This window comes from Streptomyces sp. NBC_00986 (assembly GCF_045162565.1).
Taxonomy (GTDB): domain Bacteria; phylum Actinomycetota; class Actinomycetes; order Streptomycetales; family Streptomycetaceae; genus Streptomyces.
In genome coordinates, this window is the sequence record NZ_CP108733.1 from 1,568,210 (window position 1) to 1,587,632 (window position 19,423).

Here is a 19,423-nt window from a genome sequence, read left to right on the forward strand (position 1 = left end):
TTCCTGTCAATGCTCTAGGGTGAATCCATGGCTGAATCCCTGCTTGGCGCCCACGCGACGAAGGCACCCCCGTCCCTGCTGTACATGGTCAAGCAGGTGGAGCTGGTCGTCCGCTCACGCCTGGACGAGCTGGTCAGGCCGTACGGGATCACCGCACTCCAGTACACCGCGCTCACGGTCCTGGAGCGACACGACGGCCTGTCCGCGGCGCAGCTCGCCCGGGACTCCTTCGTCACCGCGCAGTCGATCGCCGATCTGGTGCGCTCCCTGGAGGGGCGCGGGCTGATCCGCCGGGAGCGCAATCCGCGGAACCGCCGCGAGCTGCTGATCCTGCTGACCGGGGAGGGGCGCGCGCTGCTGACGGGGTGCGCCGGGCCGGTACGGGAGCTGGAGGAACGGATGGTCGCGCAGCTCACGGCACATCAGAGCGAGCAGTTCCGGCAGGCACTGTCCAAGGCCTGGCACGCACTGTCGTGAGCCCGGGCGTACGCCGGTCCGTGGCTGCCGCGCACATCACAGAAAGCTCTGGCTAGATTCGAAGACATATGTCAATCGAACATGCTCAAATTCACTCCATCGAGGGTAACTTGCAGGGCGGGGAGCGCTTCTACGCTCAACCCCGCTTCACCGAGGGCCGGTTGGAGGCGAAGTGGACGTGCAGCAGGAACCCGCGCCGCTGACCCGGTATCTGCGTGTCCACCGGGACCGCGGGTTCACGGTCCTGGAGTTCCGCGGGGAGATCGACATCGCCGCGGCGACGGAGATCCTGCCGTATCTGGACCGGGTGACGGCGCGGCCCCGCGCCCGGATCGTGATCGACCTGACGCAGGTCGAGTTCTTCGACTGCTCGGGGCTGCGCCTGCTCTTCCGGGCGCGGCAGCGGGTGCTGGAGCGCGACGGTCGGCTGCACCTCGTCTGCACCCACCCGTTGACGCTGCGCATCCTGCGGGTCACCGGGCTCAACCGGCTGCTCCCTCCGCAGCCGACGCTGGACGCGGCCCTGGGGCAGCCCGAGGCCACGTCCGGCACGTTGTGAGCCGCGATCTGCCGCGCTCCTCCGTGAACTCCCTTACGGGCAGGGCTACTTGAGGATCTTGGTGACCTGACCGGCCCCCACGGTCCGGCCGCCCTCACGGATCGCGAACTTCAACCCCTCCTCCATGGCGATGGGTTGGATCAGCTCGACGTGCATGGTCGTGTTGTCACCCGGCATGACCATCTCGGTGCCCTTCGGCAAGGTCACCACACCGGTCACGTCGGTCGTGCGGAAGTAGAACTGCGGGCGGTAGTTGTGGAAGAAGGGCGTGTGCCGGCCGCCCTCGTCCTTGGACAGGATGTAGGCGCGGGCCTCGAACTCCACGTGCGGGGTGACCGATCCGGGCTTGATGACGACCTGGCCGCGCTCCACGTCCTCGCGCTTGACGCCGCGCAGCAGCAGTCCGACGTTCTCGCCGGCCCGGCCCTCGTCGAGGAGTTTGCGGAACATCTCGATGCCGGTGACGGTCGTCCTGGTCTTCTGCGGGTGGATGCCGATGATCTCCACCTCGTTGTTGACCTTCAGGATCCCGCGCTCGATCCGGCCGGTGACGACCGTGCCGCGCCCGGTGATGGTGAAGACGTCCTCGATCGGCAGCAGGAACGGCCGGTCGACGTCCCGTACCGGCTGAGGCACGAACTCGTCTACGGCAGCGAGGAGTTCGAGCACCGAGGCGGTCCACTCGGGGTCCCCTTCGAGGGCCCGAAGCGCGGACACCTTGACCACCGGGAGGTCGTCGCCGGGGAACTCGTACTCGGTGAGCAGCTCCCGCACCTCCAGCTCGACCAGTTCCAGGATCTCCTCGTCGTCGACCATGTCCGTCTTGTTGAGGGCGACGACGATGTACGGCACCCCGACCTGCCGGGCCAGCAGGACGTGTTCCTTGGTCTGCGGCATGGGTCCGTCGGTGGCCGCGACGACCAGGATCGCGCCGTCCATCTGGGCGGCGCCGGTGATCATGTTCTTGATGTAGTCGGCGTGCCCGGGGCAGTCGACGTGCGCGTAGTGCCGGTGTTCCGTCTGGTACTCGACATGGGCGATCGAGATGGTGATGCCGCGCTGCCGTTCCTCGGGCGCCTTGTCGATCTGGTCGAACGGCGTGAAGGGGTTGAGGTCGGGGAACCGGTCGTGCAGCACCTTCGTGATGGCCGCTGTGAGGGTGGTCTTGCCGTGGTCGATGTGACCGATGGTGCCGACGTTCACATGGGGTTTGGTCCGCTCGAACTTCGCCTTCGCCACGGCGAGTCCTCCTGATCACCTCGGTTGATGCCGAGCGTTGCTCCGTCCCCTCATGTCTATTCGTTCGGCGGCGCGTCGAACAGGGCGCTGACGGACTCACCGTTGTGAATGCGGCGTACGGCCTCGGCGAGGGCCGGGGCGATGGACAGGATGCGCAGCTTCTCGGTGCGCTCCTCCTCGGGCACCGGCACCGTGTTGGTGCAGACGATCTCCAGGACGTCGGGCTGCTCCCCGATCCGCTTCAGCGCCCCCGCCGCGAACAGACCGTGGGTGCAGGCCACTCGGATCGAGCGCGGCCCCAAGTCCCGCAGCCGGTCCAGGAGTTCGAGCACGGTACTGCCCTTGGCGATCTCGTCGTCCAGCACGATGACGTCCCGGTCGGCGATGTCACCGATGACGGAACTGATCACGACCCGGTCGTCCGCGTACCGCTGCTTCGCGCCGGCGGCCACCTGGGCGCCGATCAGCCGGGCGAACGCGGCGGCCTCCTTGGCGTTGCCGAGGTCCGGGGAGACGACGGTGGTGCGGGAGAGGTCGTACTGCCGGAAGTGCGCGGCCAGTTCACGCAGCGCGTGCAGATGGTCGACCGGTACCGAGAAGAAGCCGTGCACCTGCGGCGAGTGCAGGGTCATGGCCAGCACGCGGCTCGCGCCCGCCGCGACCATCAGGTCGGCGACCAGCCGGCCGCCGAGCGAGATGCGCGGGGCGTCCTTCTTGTCGGAGCGGGCGTAGGAGTAGTGCGGCATGACGACGGTGATCCGCCCGGCGGAGGCACCGCGTGCCGCGTCGCACATCAGCAGCAGTTCGACGAGGTTCTCCTGCACCGGCTTGACCAGCGGCTGGATCAGGAAGACGTCCCGTTCCCGGCAGTTGGCCTGGAGCTGTACCTCCAGGCAGTCGTTGGCGAACCGGCTGACCCGGGTGGGGCTGAGCGGTACGTCGAGATGCGCGCAGACCTCCCTGGCCAACTCGGGATGGGCACTCCCGCTGAACACGGCGATGTCTCGCACGATCTGCTCCTCGCATGATCATTCCCGGCCGTGCCTCATGCTACTGACCCGCGAAAACGGCTTGCGTACCGCCCACTCCTGCACGCCATGATGGCGGCGCCCGTACTCCCCCGCATGTCAGGAGCCCCAGATGCGCCGACTCCTCGGAATCCACCGCCCTGCCCACTGGACGACGGTTCTTGAGGACTCGACCACGCATGCACACCCTGAACATCGGAATTCTGGCCCACGTCGACGCCGGTAAGACCAGCCTCACCGAGCGCCTGCTGTTCGACCACGGCGCGATCGACCGGCTCGGCAGCGTCGACGCGGGTGACACCCGTACGGACGACGGCGCGATCGAGCGGCAGCGCGGGATCACCGTCCGCTCGGCCGTCGCCGCGTTCACGTCCGGCGACACCCAGATCAACCTGATCGACACCCCGGGCCACTCGGACTTCATCGCGGAGGTCGAGCGCGCCCTGGAGGTGCTCGACGGCGCGGTTCTGCTCCTCTCCGCCGTGGAGGGCGTCCAGGCGCAGACCCGCGTCCTGATGCGGACCCTACGTCGGCTACGGCTGCCCACGCTCGTCTTCGTCAACAAGATCGACCGGGCGGGCGCCCGCGCCGAGGACCTGGTCGCGGACATCCGCCGCCGCCTGACCCCGCACGTCGTACCGCTGACGGACGTGACGGCACTCGGCACACCCGCGGCACGCGTGCACCCCCGCCCACCCGCCGACCCGGACCTGGCCGAGGCTCTCGCCGACGTCGACCCATCCGTGCTCGCGGCCGTCGTCGACGGCCCCCGCCCCACCCCGGACGACCTGCGCAAGTCCCTGGCCACCCGCACCGCCGACGGTTCGATCCACCCACTCCTGTTCGGCTCGGCCCTCGGCGGCCAGGGCATCCCCGAACTCGTCGAGCACCTGGTCCGGCTGATCCCACCCTCGGCCACCGGCTCGGGCACCCCGAGGGGCACGGTCTTCGCGGTACGCCCCGGCCCGGGCCGCGAACGCACTGCGTATCTGCGGCTCTACGACGGTGAGGTGGCCCCGCAGGAGCGGCTCACGTTCCGCCGTCACGGAGCCGACGGACGGACTCTCGAAGTCTCCGGACGGGTCACGCGCCTCGATGTCATCGGCCGGTCCGGCCCGCTCACCGCCGGGAACATCGGGGCGCTGACCGGCCCGAAGGACCTCCGGGTGGGCGACCGGCTCGGTGAACTCACCGAGCGGGCACCGCAGTTCGCGCCGCCGACGCTGGAGACGGTCGTAGGGGCGAGGCGGCCCGAGCAGGCGGCGGCACTGCGCAGGGCACTCCTGTCGCTGGCCGACCAGGACCCGTTGCTGCACGCGCGGCCGGCCGCGTCCGGGGCGACCGTGCTGCTCCTGTACGGGGAGGTCCAGAAGGAGGTCCTCGCGGCGACGCTGGTGCAGGACTTCGGAATCGAGGCCGACTTCGAACCGAGCCGGGTGCGGTTCCTGGAACGCCCGGCCGGGACCGGCGAGGCCTGCGACGAGTTCCCGTGGCACGACCACACCCACTACTGGGCGACGATCGGGCTGCGCGTCGAACCGGCGGAGCGCGGCTCGGGCGGGGTCTTCGGCTACGAGACCGAACTCGGCGCGCTCCCACGGGCGTTCCACCAGGCCATCGAGGACACGGTCCACGCGACGCTGCTCCGCGGGCTGGAGAGCGCGCCCGTGACGGACTACCGGGTCACCCTGACCCGCTCCGGTTATGCCGCCCCGCTCAGCACGGCGGCGGACTTCCGCGGTCTCACCCCGATCGTGCTGCGCCGGGCGCTGCGGCTGGCGCGGACGCGGCTGTACGAGCCGTACGTCGCCTTCGAGACGGAGGTCCCGGTGGACGCGCTCGCGCCGGTGACCGCTCGTCTCGCGTCCTGCCGTGCCGAGTTCGCGGGAACGACGGGTGGCGTCGGCTCCTGGCTGATCACCGGCGAGCTGCCGGCCCGGCGGGTGCGGGACGTGGAACTGGCCCTGCCCGGGCTCACGCACGGGGAGGGGATGTGGTGGTCGCGGCCGTCCGGGGACCGTGAACTGCGGCCGCACTGAAGGGTGTTCACCAGCGCGGGAGGCAGGAAACGGACGGCGCGGCCGGGGTACCCGGGGCCAGTGTCACGACACGGAACGGACCGTGCTCCGGAAAGGTCACGGGACGCATGAGGCGAAGCTGCCGGGAAATGCTGTCTGCGACCGGCCGGGACTCCTGGCGGGCCGGAACTGTGACTTTTCACCCCTGTGCGCCCTCCATGCCTCCGTCAGATGGACCATTCGACCAACAGGTCGGTCTGACAAGGCATTTGGGGGGCATGCGCATACCGAGGAAGGGAGGGCCGTCCCCATGACGACTTCCATCAGCCGTATACCCCGGCGCATGCCGGGCTGGGCGAAGGTGCTCACCGCCGTCGTCGTTGTGATCGCCGTGCTGTTCGCCGGGCTCCGGCTGGCCGTGCTCCCGGGCCTGCGGGACATCTTCGGCACCGAGACCCACGACAACTCGGGTCCGGCGCTGCTCAAGTCCATCCAGGACATGAGCCGTTACGACGCGGCCTCCGGCAACTTCCAGGTCGTCGTGGACCTGGAGAAGGACGCCAAGTTCCTGCCCGACGCGATCCGCGGCACCCGCACGCTGTACGTCGGCGCGGGCACCGTGGAGGGCTATGTCGACCTCGGCAAGCTCGGGAAGCAGGACGTGACGGTCAACGCCGACCGCACGACGGCCAGCATCAAGCTGCCGAAGGCGACGCTCGGCAAGCCGGCGCTGGACCCGGACCACTCCTACACGGTCTCCAAGCAGCGGGGCCTGCTGGACCGCCTGGGTGACATCTTCTCCGACAACCCCAACAGCGAGCAGGCCGTGCAGAAACTCGCCTCCAAGCACATCGCCGAGGCGGCGAAGACCAGCGGGCTGACCACGCGTGCCCAGACGAACACCACCAGCATGCTCAAGGGTCTCCTCGGCTCGCTCGGCTTCACGACCGTGAACATCTCGTACAGCGCCTGACCGGGCGCTGCTGAACCATGGAAAGCTGGAGGCCCACCGCATGGCCCGTACCGTCCCGCGCCTGCGCACCACCAAGAAGACGGAGCCCGAGCCGAAGCCGGCCCGGCCCGATCGCGGACGCCACCAAATGTCCCTCCCCGTGCGTGTGTTGGCGATGCTGATCGGGTTCGTCCTCATGGTGGGATTCGCCGTCGTACTGGCCAAGCTCACGCTGGAGCCGTCCCCCGCGTCCAAGGCCCTCGTGCACACCAATCTGCACCCGGGCCGCTCCCTGAAGGCCTATCTCGACCAGCCGGCCATGCGGGACGCCATCAAGCAGATCGGCGGGAACGTGGTCCTCGGCATCCCCTTCGGTGTGCTGGTGCCCGTGTTCGCGCCACGGGCACGCGGCATCCTGAAGGTGCTGCTGCTGACGGCGACCGTCATGCTCCTGGTGGAGTTCGCGCAGGGCGCGTTGATCACCGGGCGGGCCTTCGACATCGATGACGTCATCCTCAACACCTCGGGCGCGCTGATCGGTTGGGTCCTGCTCGGGCGCCGGCTGGGCCGGGCGGTGCACGCACGGAAGCCCGTCGAGAAGGCGGCAAGGACACCAAAGGCATCGAAGGCGTCCAAAGCTCCGAAGGCCGCTTCATGACGCTCGACTACCGGTCCGTAACATTCAACTACTGGTCCGTACCAAGGTATTGACGCTTTCCTTATCTCACTCCTTAAATCAAGAGGCGACGCTTTCACCCCCCACCTCAGTCGGCGTGTCGGTCCCCACGTCCGCCGTACAGAAGGGAATGCCGTGGCCTCCCCACGCATGCTCCGCAGATGTCTTTTCGCCGCCCTGTCCGCCGCACTGGTCGCGTCCGCCGCGATCGGTCCGGCGCGGGCGGCTTCCACGTCGGCCGACCAGGCCGACGCCGTCACGTTCTCCGACACCTTCGACGGGGCCGCCGGTTCGGCGGTCAACTCCTCGAAGTGGACGCAGGAGACCGGCGACAACGTCAACAACCACGAGCGCGAGTACTACACGTCCGGCACCAACAACGCATCCCTGGACGGCCAGGGCCATCTGGTGATCACGGCGAAGAAGGAGAACCCGGCCAACTACCAGTGCTGGTACGGGACTTGCCAGTACACCTCGGCACGGATGAACACCTCCGGGAAGTTCAGCGCGCAGTACGGGCATGTCGAGGCCCGGATGAAGATCCCGCGCGGGCAGGGCATGTGGCCCGCGTTCTGGATGCTCGGCACCGACATCGGGTCGGTCGGCTGGCCCAACTCCGGTGAGATCGACGTCATGGAGAACGTCGGCTTCGAGCCCTCCACGATCCACGGCACCATCCACGGCCCCGGCTACTCCGGCGCCAACGGGATAGGCGCCGGCTACACGCTGGCGAACGGCGCGGCCTTCGCCGACGCCTACCACACGTTCGCCGTCGACTGGGCGCCCAACTCGATCAAGTGGTCGGTCGACGGGGTCGTCTACCAGACCCGTACGCCCGCCGACGTCGGCGGCAACACCTGGGCGTTCAACAAGCCGTTCTTCCTCATCCTCAACCTCGCGGTCGGCGGCGACTGGCCCGGCGACCCGAACAGCGCCACGGCCTTCCCGGCCCAACTGCTGGTGGACTCGGTGTCGGTGACCACGAGTGACACGGCCACCGGCGTGGCCATCAAGGGCCTCGCCGGCAAGTGCGTCGACGTCAACGGCGCGAACTCCGCCAACGGGACCGCCGTACAGCTCTACGACTGCAACGGCTCGGCCGCCCAGCAGTGGACCGTGGGCTCGGACGGCACGATCCGCGCGCTCGGCAAGTGCCTGGACGTGAACGCCGGCGGCACCGCGGACGGCACCAAGGTGCAGCTCTACGACTGCAACGGGTCCGCCGCGCAGCAGTGGGCCGTCAGCTCGGCGAACGACATCGTCAACCCCCAGGCCAACAAGTGCCTGGACGTCACCGGCAACACCTCGGCCAACGGCACCCCGCTCCAGATCTGGACCTGCTCGGGCGGCGCCAACCAGAAGTGGACCGTCGGCTGAATCCGTAGCGCCTAGTGCGGCAACCAGGTGAACTTGTCTCCCCCGACCCAGCGGACCACGTCCGGGTCGTCCAGGTCGCGGACCGTGATGCCGCACACGGCCGCGACCTGGAGCACGTCCGTGATCCCCGTGGCCTGGGCGACCATCTCCCCGTCGATCTCCACGATGCGGAACGGCGGGGTACCGGGCTGCACCTTGAGCACCATGATCCGCGGGCTGGAGATGTGCGGGCTGGACATTTCGGTCATGCAATAGAGCCTAGAACGCATCACGCGGACGCGAGTGGTCCACGGTTCCCGGCCGGGGGCCGCTCGCGGGAGGAGGCTCGATGGATCCCGTGCAGGCACTGGACCGGATCGCCTTCCTGCTGGAACGCTCCCTGGCCCCCACGTACCGCGTACGCGCCTTCCGTACGGCGGCCAGGGTCCTGACGGCGCTCCCCGAGGGCGAGGTCGCCGACCGCGCCGCGGCCGGGACGCTCGAGTCCCTCAAGGGCATCGGCCCGAAGACCGCGCAGGTGGCCCGCGAGGCCCTGGACGGGCGGGTACCCGCCTATCTGGAGCAGCTGGAGGCCGAGGCCCCCGCCCCGCCCGGCCCCGGCGGCGAGAAACTGCGGGCGCTGCTGCGCGGCGACTGCCACCTCCACTCCGACTGGTCGGACGGCGGCAGCCCGATCGAGGAGATGGGCCGTACGGCGGCCCGGCTCGGCCACGAGTGGGCGGTGCTGACCGACCACTCCCCCCGGCTGACCGTGGCCCGCGGACTCTCCCCGGAGCGGCTGCGCGAGCAGCTGGACGTGGTGGCGGCGCTGAACGAGACCTGGGCGCCCTTCCGGCTGCTCACGGGCATCGAGTGCGACATCCTCGACGACGGCTCGCTGGACCAGGAACCGGAGCTGCTGGAGCGGCTCGACGTCGTCGTGGTCTCCGTCCACTCGAAGCTGCGGATGGAGTCCCGTGCCATGACCCGCCGCATGGTGGCCGCCGTACGGAATCCGCACGCGGACATCCTCGGGCACTGCACCGGGCGGCTGCTGATCGGGCGGGACGGGGGTGCCGCGCGGCCGGAGTCCGCCTTCGACGCGGACGAGGTGTTCGCCGCTTGTGCCGAGTCGGGTACGGCCGTGGAGATCAACAGTCGTCCGGAGCGGCTGGACCCGCCGAGGCGGCTGCTGCGGAAGGCCGTCGACGCCGGGGTGCTGTTCTCGGTCGACACCGACGCGCACGCGCCGGGGCAGCTCGACTGGCAGATCAACGGCTGTGCGCGGGCGGAGGAGTGCGGGGTGCCCGCCGAACGGGTGGTGACGACCTGGTCGGCCGGCGCACTACTGGACTGGACCAATGGCGAGTGATGCACATCACCGCTCGCTGTGACCTACGCAGGAACACCCGCCGGTAGTTCGCCGTTGAACAGATCGTGGGTGCGGATGGGACAGTGTCCCCGGGCCTCAACCTCCGCCCACAGGGAAGATCGTTCGGCTGAAGCCCTGTGGAGCCTTTCGCCGCGAGGCGACCGCCATCCGTGCCCACCACTTGGCCGCCCCGGCCGTGATTCCCCCGTCGCGGTCGGGGCTTCCCCATGTCCGGGTTCGCGCACCCGCTCCCGTTCACTTGACTTCGAGCGCACTTCAATTCGTAGCGTTCCTCTCATGACCACTGCACAGCACAAGATCGGTTCGGGATTCGACGCGAAGAGCACGGCCGACGACGTCCTGGAGGGCCTCGACCTCGGCGGCAGGCTCGCGATCGTCACCGGCGGCTACTCGGGCATCGGCCTGGAGACCACCCGTGCGCTCACCAAGGCGGGGGCCCGGGTCGTCGTCCCCGCCCGCCGTCCCGACAGCGCGCGCGAGGCCGTGGCCGGGATCGACGGCGTCGAGCTGGACGAGCTGGATCTCGGCGATCTGGAGAGCGTGCGCGGCTTCGCCGACCGCTTCCTCGCCTCCGGCCGCACCGTGGACCTCGTGATCGACAGCGCCGGCATCATGGCCTGCCCGGAGACCCGGGTCGGGCCCGGCTGGGAGGCGCAGTTCGCCACCAACCACCTCGGCCACTTCGCCCTCGTCAACCGGCTGTGGCCGGCGATCGCGGCGGGCGGCGCGCGGGTGGTCTCGGTGTCCTCGACCGGCCACCACGCCTCCGGGATCCGCTGGGACGACATCCACTGGAGCCACGGCTACGACAAGTGGGAGGCCTACGGGCAGGCGAAGACCGCGAACGTCCTGTTCGCCGTCCACCTCGACAGGCTGGGCGCCGAGCACGGCGTACGGGCCTTCGCGCTCCACCCGGGTGGCATCCTCACGCCGCTCCAGCGCCACCTGGCCACGGAGGAGATGGTGGAGCGCGGCTGGATCGACGAGGACGGCAACATGCTGCACCCCGAGCTCTTCAAGACCCCGGAACAGGGCGCGGCCACCCAGGTCTGGGCCGCGACCTCGCCCCAGCTGGACGGCCTCGGCGGCGTCTACCTGGAGGACTGCGACATCGCCGAGCCCGCCCCCGCCGACGGCGAGCGCACCGGCGTCAAGGAGTGGGCGATCGACCCCGAGCAGGCCGCCCGGCTGTGGAAGCTGTCCGCCGACCTAACCGGTGTGGACGCGTTTGCCGGATAGTCCCGGACACAGCCTCACGAAAGGTCGAGATCCTTCGGCCCGTACAGGGCGGCGGGCGCGCCGATCGTCAACGCCCAGTAGCGGTCTCCGTACGACCAGTGCCACCACTCCGTCGGGTAGTTGACCAGGCCGACCGCGTCGAGCGCCTTGCCCAGCACGGCGCGGTTGGCCCTGGCCTCGGCGGTGATGTTGTCGGCGCCGGTGTAGCAAGCCCCGTCGCTCTCCTCCGGGTTGGCGTTCATCGGGGTGCCCAGGTCGAGTTCGCGGCCGTCGGTGTCGGCGAGGGTCAGGTCGACGGCCGCGCCGGCGGAGTGCGGGGCGATCTCGGGCGGGGACACGTACCGGCTGGCGGCGGACCGGATGCGGTCGGCGGACCAGTCCGGGTGGGCGGCGCGCAGCTCGTCGCCGTAGCCCTCGAAGTAGCGGCGCTGGAGAGCCGGCGGCCGGTATCCCTCGACGAACAGCAGGCGCAGGCCTTCGGGGAGCAGGGCTTCCGCTTCCAGGAGCCGGTCCAACACGCCCTGGCGCAGGTGGAGTTCGGCGCCGCTGTCGCTCTTGCGGTCGTCGACCAGCAGTGCGCCGCTCACATCGACGAGGGGCTCCCCGCACTCCTCGACGGGGATGGCGGCGACCCGGGCGTCGGACATCAGGATGATCTCGCTCATGGAGTGATCATCCCCCACCTGCCCGTCCGCTCAGTGCGGGGCCCGTTCCTCAAGTGCCGTGCGCCAGGCGGGCGGCGGGCCCTCGGGTTCGGGTTCGGCCCGGCGGCCGCCGCGGGCGAAGAAGTCGGCGAGGGGAAGGATCGCGGCGCCGACTGTGACCGCGTCGGGGCCGAGGCGGCCGAGTTCGATGGTCACGCGTCCGGCGGGGTGGCGCAGCGCGTACGCGGTGGCGTGGTGACGTACGGCGGGCAGGAAGCGGGAGCCGAGCTGGAGTCCGGCCCAGCCGCCGATGAGGATGCGCTCGGGCTGGAAGAGGTTGATCAGGTCGGACAGGCCGGCGCCGAGGTACTCGGCGGTCTCCTCCAGGACGGCGAGGGCGACGGGGTCGGCCTCGGTGCCCTCGGGAGGGTAGGCGGCGACCAGCAGCGCGGTCATCGCGGTCTCCTCGTCGGTACCCTCGGGCGGACGGCCGCCCTGCTCGCGCCAGCGGTCGAGCAGCGACTCGGCACCCGCGTACGCCTCCAGACACCCGAGGGCACCGCAGCGGCAACGGCGGCCGCGGACCCGTACGGTCAGATGCCCCCACTCGACGGCCCGGCCGTGCTCCACCTCGGGGGTGACGAGACAGGCGCCGACGCCGGAGCCGAAGAGGACGACGATCGCGTTGCGCGCGCCGCGGCCGCCGCCGAACCACATCTCGGCCTGGCCGAGGGTCTTGGCGCCGTTGTCGATGAAGTACGGGACGGCGTCGGGGAGTTGGGAGGTGGAGCGGAGCAGTTCTTCGAGGGGGACCGCGTCCCAGCCGATCGTCTGGCCGTGCACGACGGCGCCGTGGTCCGGGGTGTGCTCGACTATGCCGGGGACGCCGATGCCGACGCCGAGGAGCTGTTCCGGTGCGATGTCGGCGGCGGCGAGGACCTCGGCTATGCCGTCGCGGATGTGGCCGACGATGACCTCGACCTCGTAACGCTGCTGCTCCAACGGGCGTTCGGCGCGGGCGAGTTCGGTGAGGGTGAGGTCGAACAGCTCGACGCGGACGCGGGTCTCGCCGACATCGACGCCGATCATGTGGCCGCTGTGCGGGGCGACTTGGAGCAGGGTGCGGGGGCGGCCGCCGTCGGAGTCGACGCTGCCGGCCTCCTCGACCAGACCGTCGGCGACGAGGTCCGCGACGACGTTGCTCACCGAGCCGGAGCTGAGCCCGGTCGCCGGGCCCAGTTCGAAGCGGCTGAGGGGTCCGTCGAAGTACAGCCGTTGCAGTACGGCCGTGCGGTTGGCCCGCCTCAGGTCGCGTACCGTGCGCCCGTTCCGCCCCGCCATGTGGCTCCCTCCGAACCCCGCACCCTCTTAATTCACGCCCTGAACTAAGGGGCGACGGAATGCACACTACGTGGTGGAAGCCGTCTCGTCGATCTCTCCCAGGGCGGCGAGGAGCTCGGGGCCGACCTTCTCCCGCCGCCGGCGGTTCTCTTCGTCGCCGAACTCCCGGGGGACCGCCTCGGCGAGCATGATCAGGTAGAGATAGCTGCGGTAGAGGGCGTAACGGAGTCCGGCCGACCGGTCGAACTCGGCCCGTCCGCCTGCCTCCCGGTAGCCCGCGAGGAACGCCTCGTCCTTCCTGATGTCCCCGAGCAGCGCCAGGGAGACGAAGTCGGCCAGCGGGTCGCCCCAGAACATGCGCTCGCCGTCGATGAGGCCGCCGATACGGGGCGTTCCGGTGGTGCGGTCGACCAGGATGTTGCCCTGCCACAGGTCGAAGTGGACGGCGCAGGGGACGGTGACCTCGTCCAGGGCGTCGTAGGCGGACCGGGCCGTGCGGGCGATGTCGTCGGCGGGGAGCGGCAGCCAGGCCGCGTAGCGGCGGGTGTCGTCGAGGACGGCGTCGTAGAGCGTGGTGAACGCGGTCCGCCAGTCGGGGGCGAGCGGGCCGAGGGCGCCGGAGGGGTAGCCGAAGCCGGGGCCGGTGATCTCGTGCAGGCGGGCGAGTTGACGGCCCAACTCCGTGCGCAGGTCGACCACTTCGGGGTCCGTGAGGGTGTCGTCCCAGGGTTCGCCGGGGCAGAGCGTCATCAGGAGGGTGTCGCCGTCGAGGACCACGACGCGCGGCGCCGGCACCCCGGCCTTGGCGGCGGCGCCGTAGAAGTCGGCCTCGGAGATGAGGAGTTGGCGCTCGTGCGCGAGGCCGGGGGCGGTGGGCGCGGTTTTCAACACATAGCGGCTGCCGTCGGTGAGGGTGAGTTCCTCGACGGTGTTGTAGGTGCCGCCGCCGAGGGGGCGGAGGTGGGCGAGGTCGCCGGGCGGGATGCCCGCCGCGCGGAGTACCTGTCGGGCTCGCTCCGAGGAGTCCGTCACCGGGCGCCCACCTCTCCCTCTCGGTCAGCCGGCGGCGTACACGTCCTCGACGTAACGCCCGTCCGCCATCAGTGTGTTGAGCCACCGCTCGGCCGCCTCGTCGTCGGCGCCGGGCGTGCGGTCCCGGTACAGGGTACGGAACGCCTCCCGCACGCCCGGTGCCATGCGCGAGCCGTCGCCGCAGACGAACACCCGGGCGCCCGCGTCCAACAGGGTCCACACCTCGTCGGCCTCGGCGGCGATGCGGTGCTGGACGAAGGTCGCCTCGCCCTCCGGGGCCGCACTGAAGGCTGGGCGGAGCGAGACGGCTCCGGCGCGCTCGGCGGTGCGGAGTTCGTCGGCGTGGAGGTAGTCGGCGTCTGGGGCGTCGCAGCCGAAGTAGCAGAGGGCCGGGGCGAGTTGGGCTCCGGTGGCGAGGGTGGCCCTACGGTCGGCGATGGTGCCGCGGAAGGGGGCGAGACCGGTGCCCGCCGCGATCATCACGACCGGGGTGGAGTCGTCGATCCGGAAGGCCTCGCGGCACGGCTGGACGCGGGCGTAGATCGTGTCGCCGGGTGCGACGGTGTTGAGATGACCGGAGCCCGTGCCCCGGTAGACGCCCCTGCCTGAGCGCGCCGGGGCCTCCAACAGGGAGACCATGAGGTCCGCGTGGCCGGGGTCGACGGCAGGCGAGGACGAGATCGAGTAGTGCCGGGGGCGCAGCGGGGTGAGGAGTTCGAGGAGCGTGGGCCAGTCCAGGGCGCCGCGCAACGCCGGGTGGTCCTCGACGAGTTCGACGAACGTGCGGGGGTCGTCGGTGAGAGCGGCCAGGGCGGTGCGCTCAGGCGGGCAGGGGTTCGCGGCGGCCAGCGCGACCAGTTGGTCGGCGGTCGGGCGGTCCTGCAACTCGACGTAGTGGGTGATGAGTTGACGTGCCGTCACGGGCCGGTCGACCGCGAGGCCGTCGCGGCGCGGGCGGGCCGGGCGGATGTCGAGCACGGTGTCGAGGTCGATGCCGAGGGCCGCGGCCGCACGGTCGACGAGGGCCGGGGCGTTCGAGGGCAGGACGGTGAGGTGGTCGGCAGTCCGGTAGCTGGTCCCGTCCGGCAGGGCCACGCGGACGAAGCGCTTGCGGCGCGGGTGGCCGGGGGCTGTGAGGTCGTGGGCGTCGGTGACGGTCATCGGCACGAGGCCGTGCCGTTCGGCGAGGGCGTCCGGGTGGCCGCCGGTGAGGGTGCGGACCTCGTAGGCGGAGATCTGCTCCACGGGTTCGGCGTCCGTGGCGTCGGGATCGCCGTACGTCGCCAGCAGGGCCGTACGCAGCCGGGACGTGAACTCCCGCACGGCGCCGGTGAGATCACCGGAGGCGTCGGCGGCGGCGCGGTCGGTCAGGCGGGTGGCGCCGAGTTCGGCGAGGCGGGCGTCGATGCGGGTCGGCATGTGCTGGTAGGTGGCGGCCCAGTTGCGGTCGCCGACGCCGAGGACGGCGTAGGCCACACCGTCGAGGTCGTGGGTCTCCTCCAGCCAGGCGGCGAAGGCGAGGGCGTCGTCGGTGGGGCGGCCGTTGTAGGAGGCGGAGGTGATGACGACGGGCCGGTCGGTGGGCAGGCCGTCGGCGTACGCGTCCAGCGGCGCCACTTCCACGGAGCACCCCAACACGGCTGCATTGTCGGCCAGTTGGGCGGCGAACTCACGGCAGGTGCCGTAGTTGCTGCCGTGCAGGAAGAGGGCGCCGGTGCCGGGCCGGACGCGGGCCGGCAGAGCGGCCGTGTCGGCTGCAGGAACCACAGGAGCCTCGACGGCACCCGGCAGCGGACTGTGCACACGGTCGGCGGGGGTGCGCGGGGTGAGGGTGAGCGTGAAGCCGTCGGGCTTGAGGGTGAGGGTCTCCTTCACCGTGAGTTCGTAGTCCGCGTGGTCGTGCAGCCGGTAGCGGTGGACGAGCATCGCGAGCAGCATGGTCGCCTCGTGCAGCGCGAACTGCCGCCCGATGCAGGCACGTTCACCGGTGCCGAACGGCTTGAAGGCGTGCACGGAACGGGTCGCCTCCGCCTCGGGGGCGAAGCGCGACGGGTCGAACAGCTCGGGGTTGTCTCCCCAGCCGGGCTGCCGGTGCAGCATCGGCGCGATCACGGTGACGGCCTGCCCGGCACGGAGCGCAATACGCCCGCCGAGCACGGTGTCCTCCAGCGCGTGCCGGCTGAACGCGGCGGCCGTGGGCCACAACCGCAGTGCCTCGTTGAGGACTTGGCGTGTGTAGGTGAGCCGGCCGACCTCGTCGTACGTCGGTTCCGGGTCCGCCGTGTCGCCCCACAGCGCGTCCACCTCGCGCTGCACGAGCTGGAGCACGGCCGGGTGCTTGGCCAGGTAGTACAGCGCGAACGACATCGCGCCGGACGTCGTCTCGTGGCCCGCGATCAGGAAAGTGATCACCTGGTTGCGGATGTTGGCGGTGTCGAGCGTCGTGCCGTCGACCGGGTGCTCGGCGCTGAGCATCAGCCCGAGGAGGTCCTCGGCGTCGCCCTGGTCGGTGCCGGTGCGGGCGGCGATGACCTCGTCGACGACCTGGGCGAGATAGTCGGCGTCGGCGCGGAAGGCCGCGTCGGCCGCCGAGTGGTCCTCGCCCGGGACACGCGCCAGCCGGGTCATGCTCCACTCCAGGCAACGCACCATGGACTCGACGAAGGGGTGCGGCTCGGCCCGCTCGAACGACCCGAAGTCGTAGTCGAATCCGGCGAGTCCGATGGTGTCGAGGGTCATCCGGGTCATGTCGTCGGGCACGTCTACCGGCTGTCCGTCACGGGCGCCCCGGTCCCAGGCCTCGACGAGCCGACGGGCCACCTTCAGCATCACGGGGTGGTAGGTGCGCATCGAGCCGAGCGCGAAGGCGGGCATCAGGATGTCGTGCGCCTTGGCCCAGTTGGTCTCGTCGTTGTAGGCCGTGAAGAGTCCGTCGGCGGTGAAGGCGCGGACGTTCTCCAGGGCGGGCCCGATGTGCTTGGCGAACCGTTGCTCGTCGGCGAGCTCGGTCACCAGGTCCAGATCGCTGACGAACAGCGCGTCCCGCCCGTGCAACCGCCTTACGAACACCGGTCCATGACGGCGCATCAGCTCCATGATCTGCTGCATCGGGGTACGGCCGGGGCCGGTCTCGGAGATGTCGACGACGGGCACGCCGGGGAGCGTGTCGGCGGGCTGGGGGTGCGGCGCGGTGGGGGGCATGGCGCGACAACTGCCTTTCGCGGTACGGGAGTACTGCGCTCCAGCGTGCTCGCCCCGCCTCGGCGACCCGCGCCACGGGACTACATGTTCGTGTAGCGGAAAGCACGGATGGCGTCTTGCGCCGAGAACTCCGTGCGGCTAGTGAGTGCGCGTACTCATGCGCACCTCGTGACCGGTCCGGCAGGGTGTGGTCATGACGCAAGCATTTCCCGAACATCCGCCTCTGCGCCGCGGACGGCCATGGTCCAGCAGGACGTCCCGTGGCGCGGACATCGCCGTCGCCGTCTTCTTGTTCGTCGGCGAGGCCGCCGTCTTCATGGGGATGACGTTCACCTACGGCCTGGATGGGCTGGCCGCACAGAGGTACCCGGCCGCGCTCGACGCGGCGAAGCTCGCGGACATCGCCTGGATGGAAGGCTTCCTCTGCGTCACGCTCGCCTTCGCCGCGCTCGCGCTGCTGTCCCGCGCGCCCTGGACGATGGCGTCACAGCTCGTTGTCGCCGGCATCGTCGCCGTGCTGCTCGTGAGCGCACAGCACGACTACCACCGCACTCATCCCGCCCCAGCGCCCACTCCGCGCGCCGGCTACTCGCCCTGTTACAGCGGCAGCGGGACCTGCGACTGAGCCGCCCCGACCCGGTCGTTTCGCTCTGATCACCTCACGTGGTTGTGTGGGGCCGGTGGACTGGGACCGTCGAGAGGGCGTGGTGTGGCGCAACCGTGCCCTGATGCTCTTCGACCGGGTGGCGGTGCCGGTCGCGGTGTGCGACGTGTACGGCTCGGTGCAGGTCGCCAATCCCGCGATGGCGGCGGAGTGCGGTACGACACCGGGGCGGCTGCGCGGCCGGGATGTACTCGACCTGTTCCAGCCGCAGGAGTCGGGACAGGTCGAGCGGATCGCGCAGGCGCTACGGCTGCGGCACCGGTCGCGCTACCAGGTGTCGGTACGGTGGCGGTCCACCAACGGCACTGAGCGCTATGGTGAGTTGACGGCCGACCCGGTCAGCGACACGGTCGAGGAGACCCCGGCACTGCTCGTCATGCTCCGTGTACAGGGCGAGGGCGAACCCGGCGACGGCAGGCACGACGCGGACACCCCCGCGCAGGTCACCCCGATCGAGGCCCGCATCCTGGCCCTGCTGGCCGGCGGCGCCACCACAGCCCGCGCGGCCCGCGATACCGGCCTCACGACGGACGGCGTGACCTATCACCTACGGCGCCTGTCGGCCCGGTGGGACGCGGCGAACCGCACCGAACTGGTCGCCCGCGCCTACGCACTCGGGGTGCTGACGCCTGGGGTGTGGCCGCCGGCGCCTGTCACGGACACCGACGAACGGTAGGCCGTACCCGCCCCCTCCGGCGCCCCGAAGCGGGCAAGCGTGTGCCACACCATCTTCAGGTCCTGGAGTTCATGGCGACCGGTGCGGGCCGCGTCGCCGATGACCCTCGGGTCGATGACACCGCGCTCGGCGATGAGGGCGCCGAGATCGGCGTACTCCTGCCCGCGGTAGTCCGCGTGCCGGTGCAACTCCCGCACGCCGAGCCGGTATCCGGGGTGCCATTCGACGGGGCAGGGCAGGCGGCGGGCCGCGGTCTCGACGGGGGTGCCTCGGTAACTCTCGTCCAGGACAAGGGCCTCCATGTCCCGGGCGAGGACGACACCGCCGTGCACCTGTGTCTCGATGTAGTCGTTCAGGGCGTCCTGTTCGTCTTCGTCGGCCTCGGCGAGCGCGATCAGACTCATGCCGGAGGCGACGCCGAAGTCGGTCGGTTCGGCCGCGCTGTCCGGGTAGCAGAAGGTCGCGCGGGCGAGGACCGTACCGCTCAGCCGGAAGTGCGAGGAGCCGAACCGCGGGGCGGCGCCGACCACTTGGCGCCGGAAGTTCAACGCGCCGTACACCGGTCGCTCGGGCGCGGGCGCGTCGTCGTAGGCACCGGCGAAGATCCGGCTCTCCCAGCGCCAACGGTCGCCGCCGGGACGGGCGGTGAGGCCGCCGTTGCTGGTACCGGTGACGAACTGCGAGTGGTACGTGCCGTCTTGGGCCAGCGCGTCGAGGATCGGGCGGCCGGTCGCCGTCGCCGTACGGTCGGGGTGGAAGTTGAGGGTGATGCGGAGGCGTGGGTCGACGGCCGGACCCGAAGAGCTCTCAGCCACATGCCGCAACGCCCGTGCCTGTCGCGCACCGACACCCCCGAAATCCATTGGATCCTCCGCCTCTCGACTCACTACCCTGGACCGAAACCTAGACCCCCTAGGTTTCGGAAACA

General features: G+C 70.6%; 18 protein-coding genes. 10 read left to right on the top strand and 8 right to left on the bottom strand.

Annotated elements, in window-relative coordinates:
* Nucleotides 1-27: 27 nt before the first annotated feature.
* Together OG504_RS06970 and OG504_RS06975 are read left to right on the top strand one after the other, a co-directional pair.
* Nucleotides 28-477, top strand: a complete 450-nt coding sequence (locus OG504_RS06970; protein WP_405988938.1) for a MarR family winged helix-turn-helix transcriptional regulator — start codon at nt 28-30, stop codon at nt 475-477.
* A gap of 178 nt (nt 478-655) precedes the next feature.
* Entirely contained in the window at nt 656-1,036 is a 381-nt protein-coding gene (locus tag OG504_RS06975) for an anti-sigma factor antagonist (RefSeq protein ID WP_405996269.1), read from the top strand.
* A gap of 45 nt (nt 1,037-1,081) precedes the next feature.
* Here OG504_RS06975 and tuf read toward each other — a convergent pair whose 3' ends face one another.
* Nucleotides 1,082-2,275: an elongation factor Tu gene (tuf, locus tag OG504_RS06980; protein ID WP_033278913.1), complete on the bottom strand. Its 1,194-nt coding sequence runs from the start codon at nt 2,273-2,275 to the stop codon at nt 1,082-1,084.
* A gap of 56 nt (nt 2,276-2,331) precedes the next feature.
* The gene (locus OG504_RS06985) at nt 2,332-3,285 is read right to left on the bottom strand and encodes a ribose-phosphate pyrophosphokinase (RefSeq protein ID WP_033278914.1); all 954 of its coding nucleotides are present in this window, start codon (nt 3,283-3,285) and stop codon (nt 2,332-2,334) included.
* Nucleotides 3,286-3,482: 197 nt separating this feature from the next.
* Between OG504_RS06985 and otr(A) the strand changes: the two genes are divergently transcribed.
* The 4 genes from otr(A) (at nt 3,483) to OG504_RS07005 (ending at nt 8,326) form a co-directional block, all read left to right on the top strand.
* Nucleotides 3,483-5,342 carry a tetracycline resistance ribosomal protection protein Otr(A) gene (otr(A), locus tag OG504_RS06990; protein WP_405988939.1) on the top strand — a complete coding sequence of 620 codons (1,860 nt, stop codon included), beginning with the start codon at nt 3,483-3,485 and terminating at the stop codon, nt 5,340-5,342.
* A gap of 289 nt (nt 5,343-5,631) precedes the next feature.
* Entirely contained in the window at nt 5,632-6,294 is a 663-nt protein-coding gene (locus OG504_RS06995; protein WP_405988940.1) for a DUF4230 domain-containing protein, read from the top strand.
* A 40-nt stretch (nt 6,295-6,334) separates the two neighbouring features.
* The gene (locus tag OG504_RS07000) at nt 6,335-6,931 is read left to right on the top strand and encodes a VanZ family protein (RefSeq protein WP_405988941.1); all 597 of its coding nucleotides are present in this window, start codon (nt 6,335-6,337) and stop codon (nt 6,929-6,931) included.
* 153 nt (nt 6,932-7,084) lie between these two features.
* A complete protein-coding gene (locus OG504_RS07005; protein ID WP_405988942.1) occupies nt 7,085-8,326 on the top strand; it encodes a ricin-type beta-trefoil lectin domain protein in 1,242 nt (413 codons plus the stop codon).
* 11 nt (nt 8,327-8,337) lie between these two features.
* Here OG504_RS07005 and OG504_RS07010 read toward each other — a convergent pair whose 3' ends face one another.
* Nucleotides 8,338-8,574, bottom strand: coding sequence for a hypothetical protein (locus OG504_RS07010; protein ID WP_405988943.1), 237 nt, complete (start codon nt 8,572-8,574; stop codon nt 8,338-8,340).
* A gap of 80 nt (nt 8,575-8,654) precedes the next feature.
* Between OG504_RS07010 and OG504_RS07015 the strand changes: the two genes are divergently transcribed.
* Complete coding sequence (locus OG504_RS07015; RefSeq protein ID WP_405988944.1) at nt 8,655-9,677, top strand: PHP domain-containing protein; 1,023 nt, start codon at nt 8,655-8,657, stop codon at nt 9,675-9,677.
* Between the two features lie 297 nt (nt 9,678-9,974).
* The gene (locus OG504_RS07020; RefSeq protein WP_405988945.1) at nt 9,975-10,937 is read left to right on the top strand and encodes an SDR family NAD(P)-dependent oxidoreductase; all 963 of its coding nucleotides are present in this window, start codon (nt 9,975-9,977) and stop codon (nt 10,935-10,937) included.
* Nucleotides 10,938-10,951: 14 nt separating this feature from the next.
* Here the strand turns inward: OG504_RS07020 and OG504_RS07025 are convergent, their stop codons facing one another.
* From OG504_RS07025 to OG504_RS07040, 4 genes are all read right to left on the bottom strand, one after another.
* Entirely contained in the window at nt 10,952-11,602 is a 651-nt protein-coding gene (locus OG504_RS07025) for a M15 family metallopeptidase (protein WP_405988946.1), read from the bottom strand.
* Between the two features lie 30 nt (nt 11,603-11,632).
* Nucleotides 11,633-12,922 carry an ROK family transcriptional regulator gene (locus OG504_RS07030; protein ID WP_329263081.1) on the bottom strand — a complete coding sequence of 430 codons (1,290 nt, stop codon included), beginning with the start codon at nt 12,920-12,922 and terminating at the stop codon, nt 11,633-11,635.
* Between the two features lie 66 nt (nt 12,923-12,988).
* The gene (locus OG504_RS07035) at nt 12,989-13,954 is read right to left on the bottom strand and encodes a phosphotransferase family protein (protein WP_405988947.1); all 966 of its coding nucleotides are present in this window, start codon (nt 13,952-13,954) and stop codon (nt 12,989-12,991) included.
* A gap of 24 nt (nt 13,955-13,978) precedes the next feature.
* Nucleotides 13,979-17,155: a cytochrome P450 gene (locus tag OG504_RS07040; RefSeq protein ID WP_405988948.1), complete on the bottom strand. Its 3,177-nt coding sequence runs from the start codon at nt 17,153-17,155 to the stop codon at nt 13,979-13,981.
* A gap of 193 nt (nt 17,156-17,348) precedes the next feature.
* Here OG504_RS07040 and OG504_RS07045 point away from each other — a divergent pair, with 193 nt between their 5' ends.
* Together OG504_RS07045 and OG504_RS07050 are read left to right on the top strand one after the other, a co-directional pair.
* Entirely contained in the window at nt 17,349-17,780 is a 432-nt protein-coding gene (locus OG504_RS07045) for a DUF6234 family protein (RefSeq protein ID WP_405988949.1), read from the top strand.
* A 103-nt stretch (nt 17,781-17,883) separates the two neighbouring features.
* Nucleotides 17,884-18,495 carry a PAS domain S-box protein gene (locus OG504_RS07050; protein WP_405996270.1) on the top strand — a complete coding sequence of 204 codons (612 nt, stop codon included), beginning with the start codon at nt 17,884-17,886 and terminating at the stop codon, nt 18,493-18,495.
* Here the strand turns inward: OG504_RS07050 and OG504_RS07055 are convergent.
* A complete protein-coding gene (locus tag OG504_RS07055; RefSeq protein WP_405988950.1) occupies nt 18,426-19,358 on the bottom strand; it encodes a DUF3626 domain-containing protein in 933 nt (310 codons plus the stop codon). The two genes, OG504_RS07050 and OG504_RS07055, sit on opposite strands and share 70 nt — an antisense overlap.
* Nucleotides 19,359-19,423 lie beyond the last annotated feature (65 nt).

Coding starts and splice junctions, on each gene's coding strand:
- OG504_RS06970 (WP_405988938.1), top strand. CDS start 28: ATGGCTGAATCCCTGCTTGGCGCCCACGCGACGAAGGCACCCCCGTCC.
- OG504_RS06995 (WP_405988940.1), top strand. CDS start 5,632: ATGACGACTTCCATCAGCCGTATACCCCGGCGCATGCCGGGCTGGGCG.
- OG504_RS07000 (WP_405988941.1), top strand. CDS start 6,335: ATGGCCCGTACCGTCCCGCGCCTGCGCACCACCAAGAAGACGGAGCCC.
- OG504_RS07010 (WP_405988943.1), bottom strand. CDS start 8,574: ATGACCGAAATGTCCAGCCCGCACATCTCCAGCCCGCGGATCATGGTG.
- OG504_RS07015 (WP_405988944.1), top strand. CDS start 8,655: ATGGATCCCGTGCAGGCACTGGACCGGATCGCCTTCCTGCTGGAACGC.
- OG504_RS07020 (WP_405988945.1), top strand. CDS start 9,975: ATGACCACTGCACAGCACAAGATCGGTTCGGGATTCGACGCGAAGAGC.
- OG504_RS07025 (WP_405988946.1), bottom strand. CDS start 11,602: ATGAGCGAGATCATCCTGATGTCCGACGCCCGGGTCGCCGCCATCCCC.
- OG504_RS07030 (WP_329263081.1), bottom strand. CDS start 12,922: ATGGCGGGGCGGAACGGGCGCACGGTACGCGACCTGAGGCGGGCCAAC.
- OG504_RS07040 (WP_405988948.1), bottom strand. CDS start 17,155: ATGCCCCCCACCGCGCCGCACCCCCAGCCCGCCGACACGCTCCCCGGC.
- OG504_RS07045 (WP_405988949.1), top strand. CDS start 17,349: ATGACGCAAGCATTTCCCGAACATCCGCCTCTGCGCCGCGGACGGCCA.
- OG504_RS07050 (WP_405996270.1), top strand. CDS start 17,884: ATGCTCTTCGACCGGGTGGCGGTGCCGGTCGCGGTGTGCGACGTGTAC.
- OG504_RS07055 (WP_405988950.1), bottom strand. CDS start 19,358: ATGGATTTCGGGGGTGTCGGTGCGCGACAGGCACGGGCGTTGCGGCAT.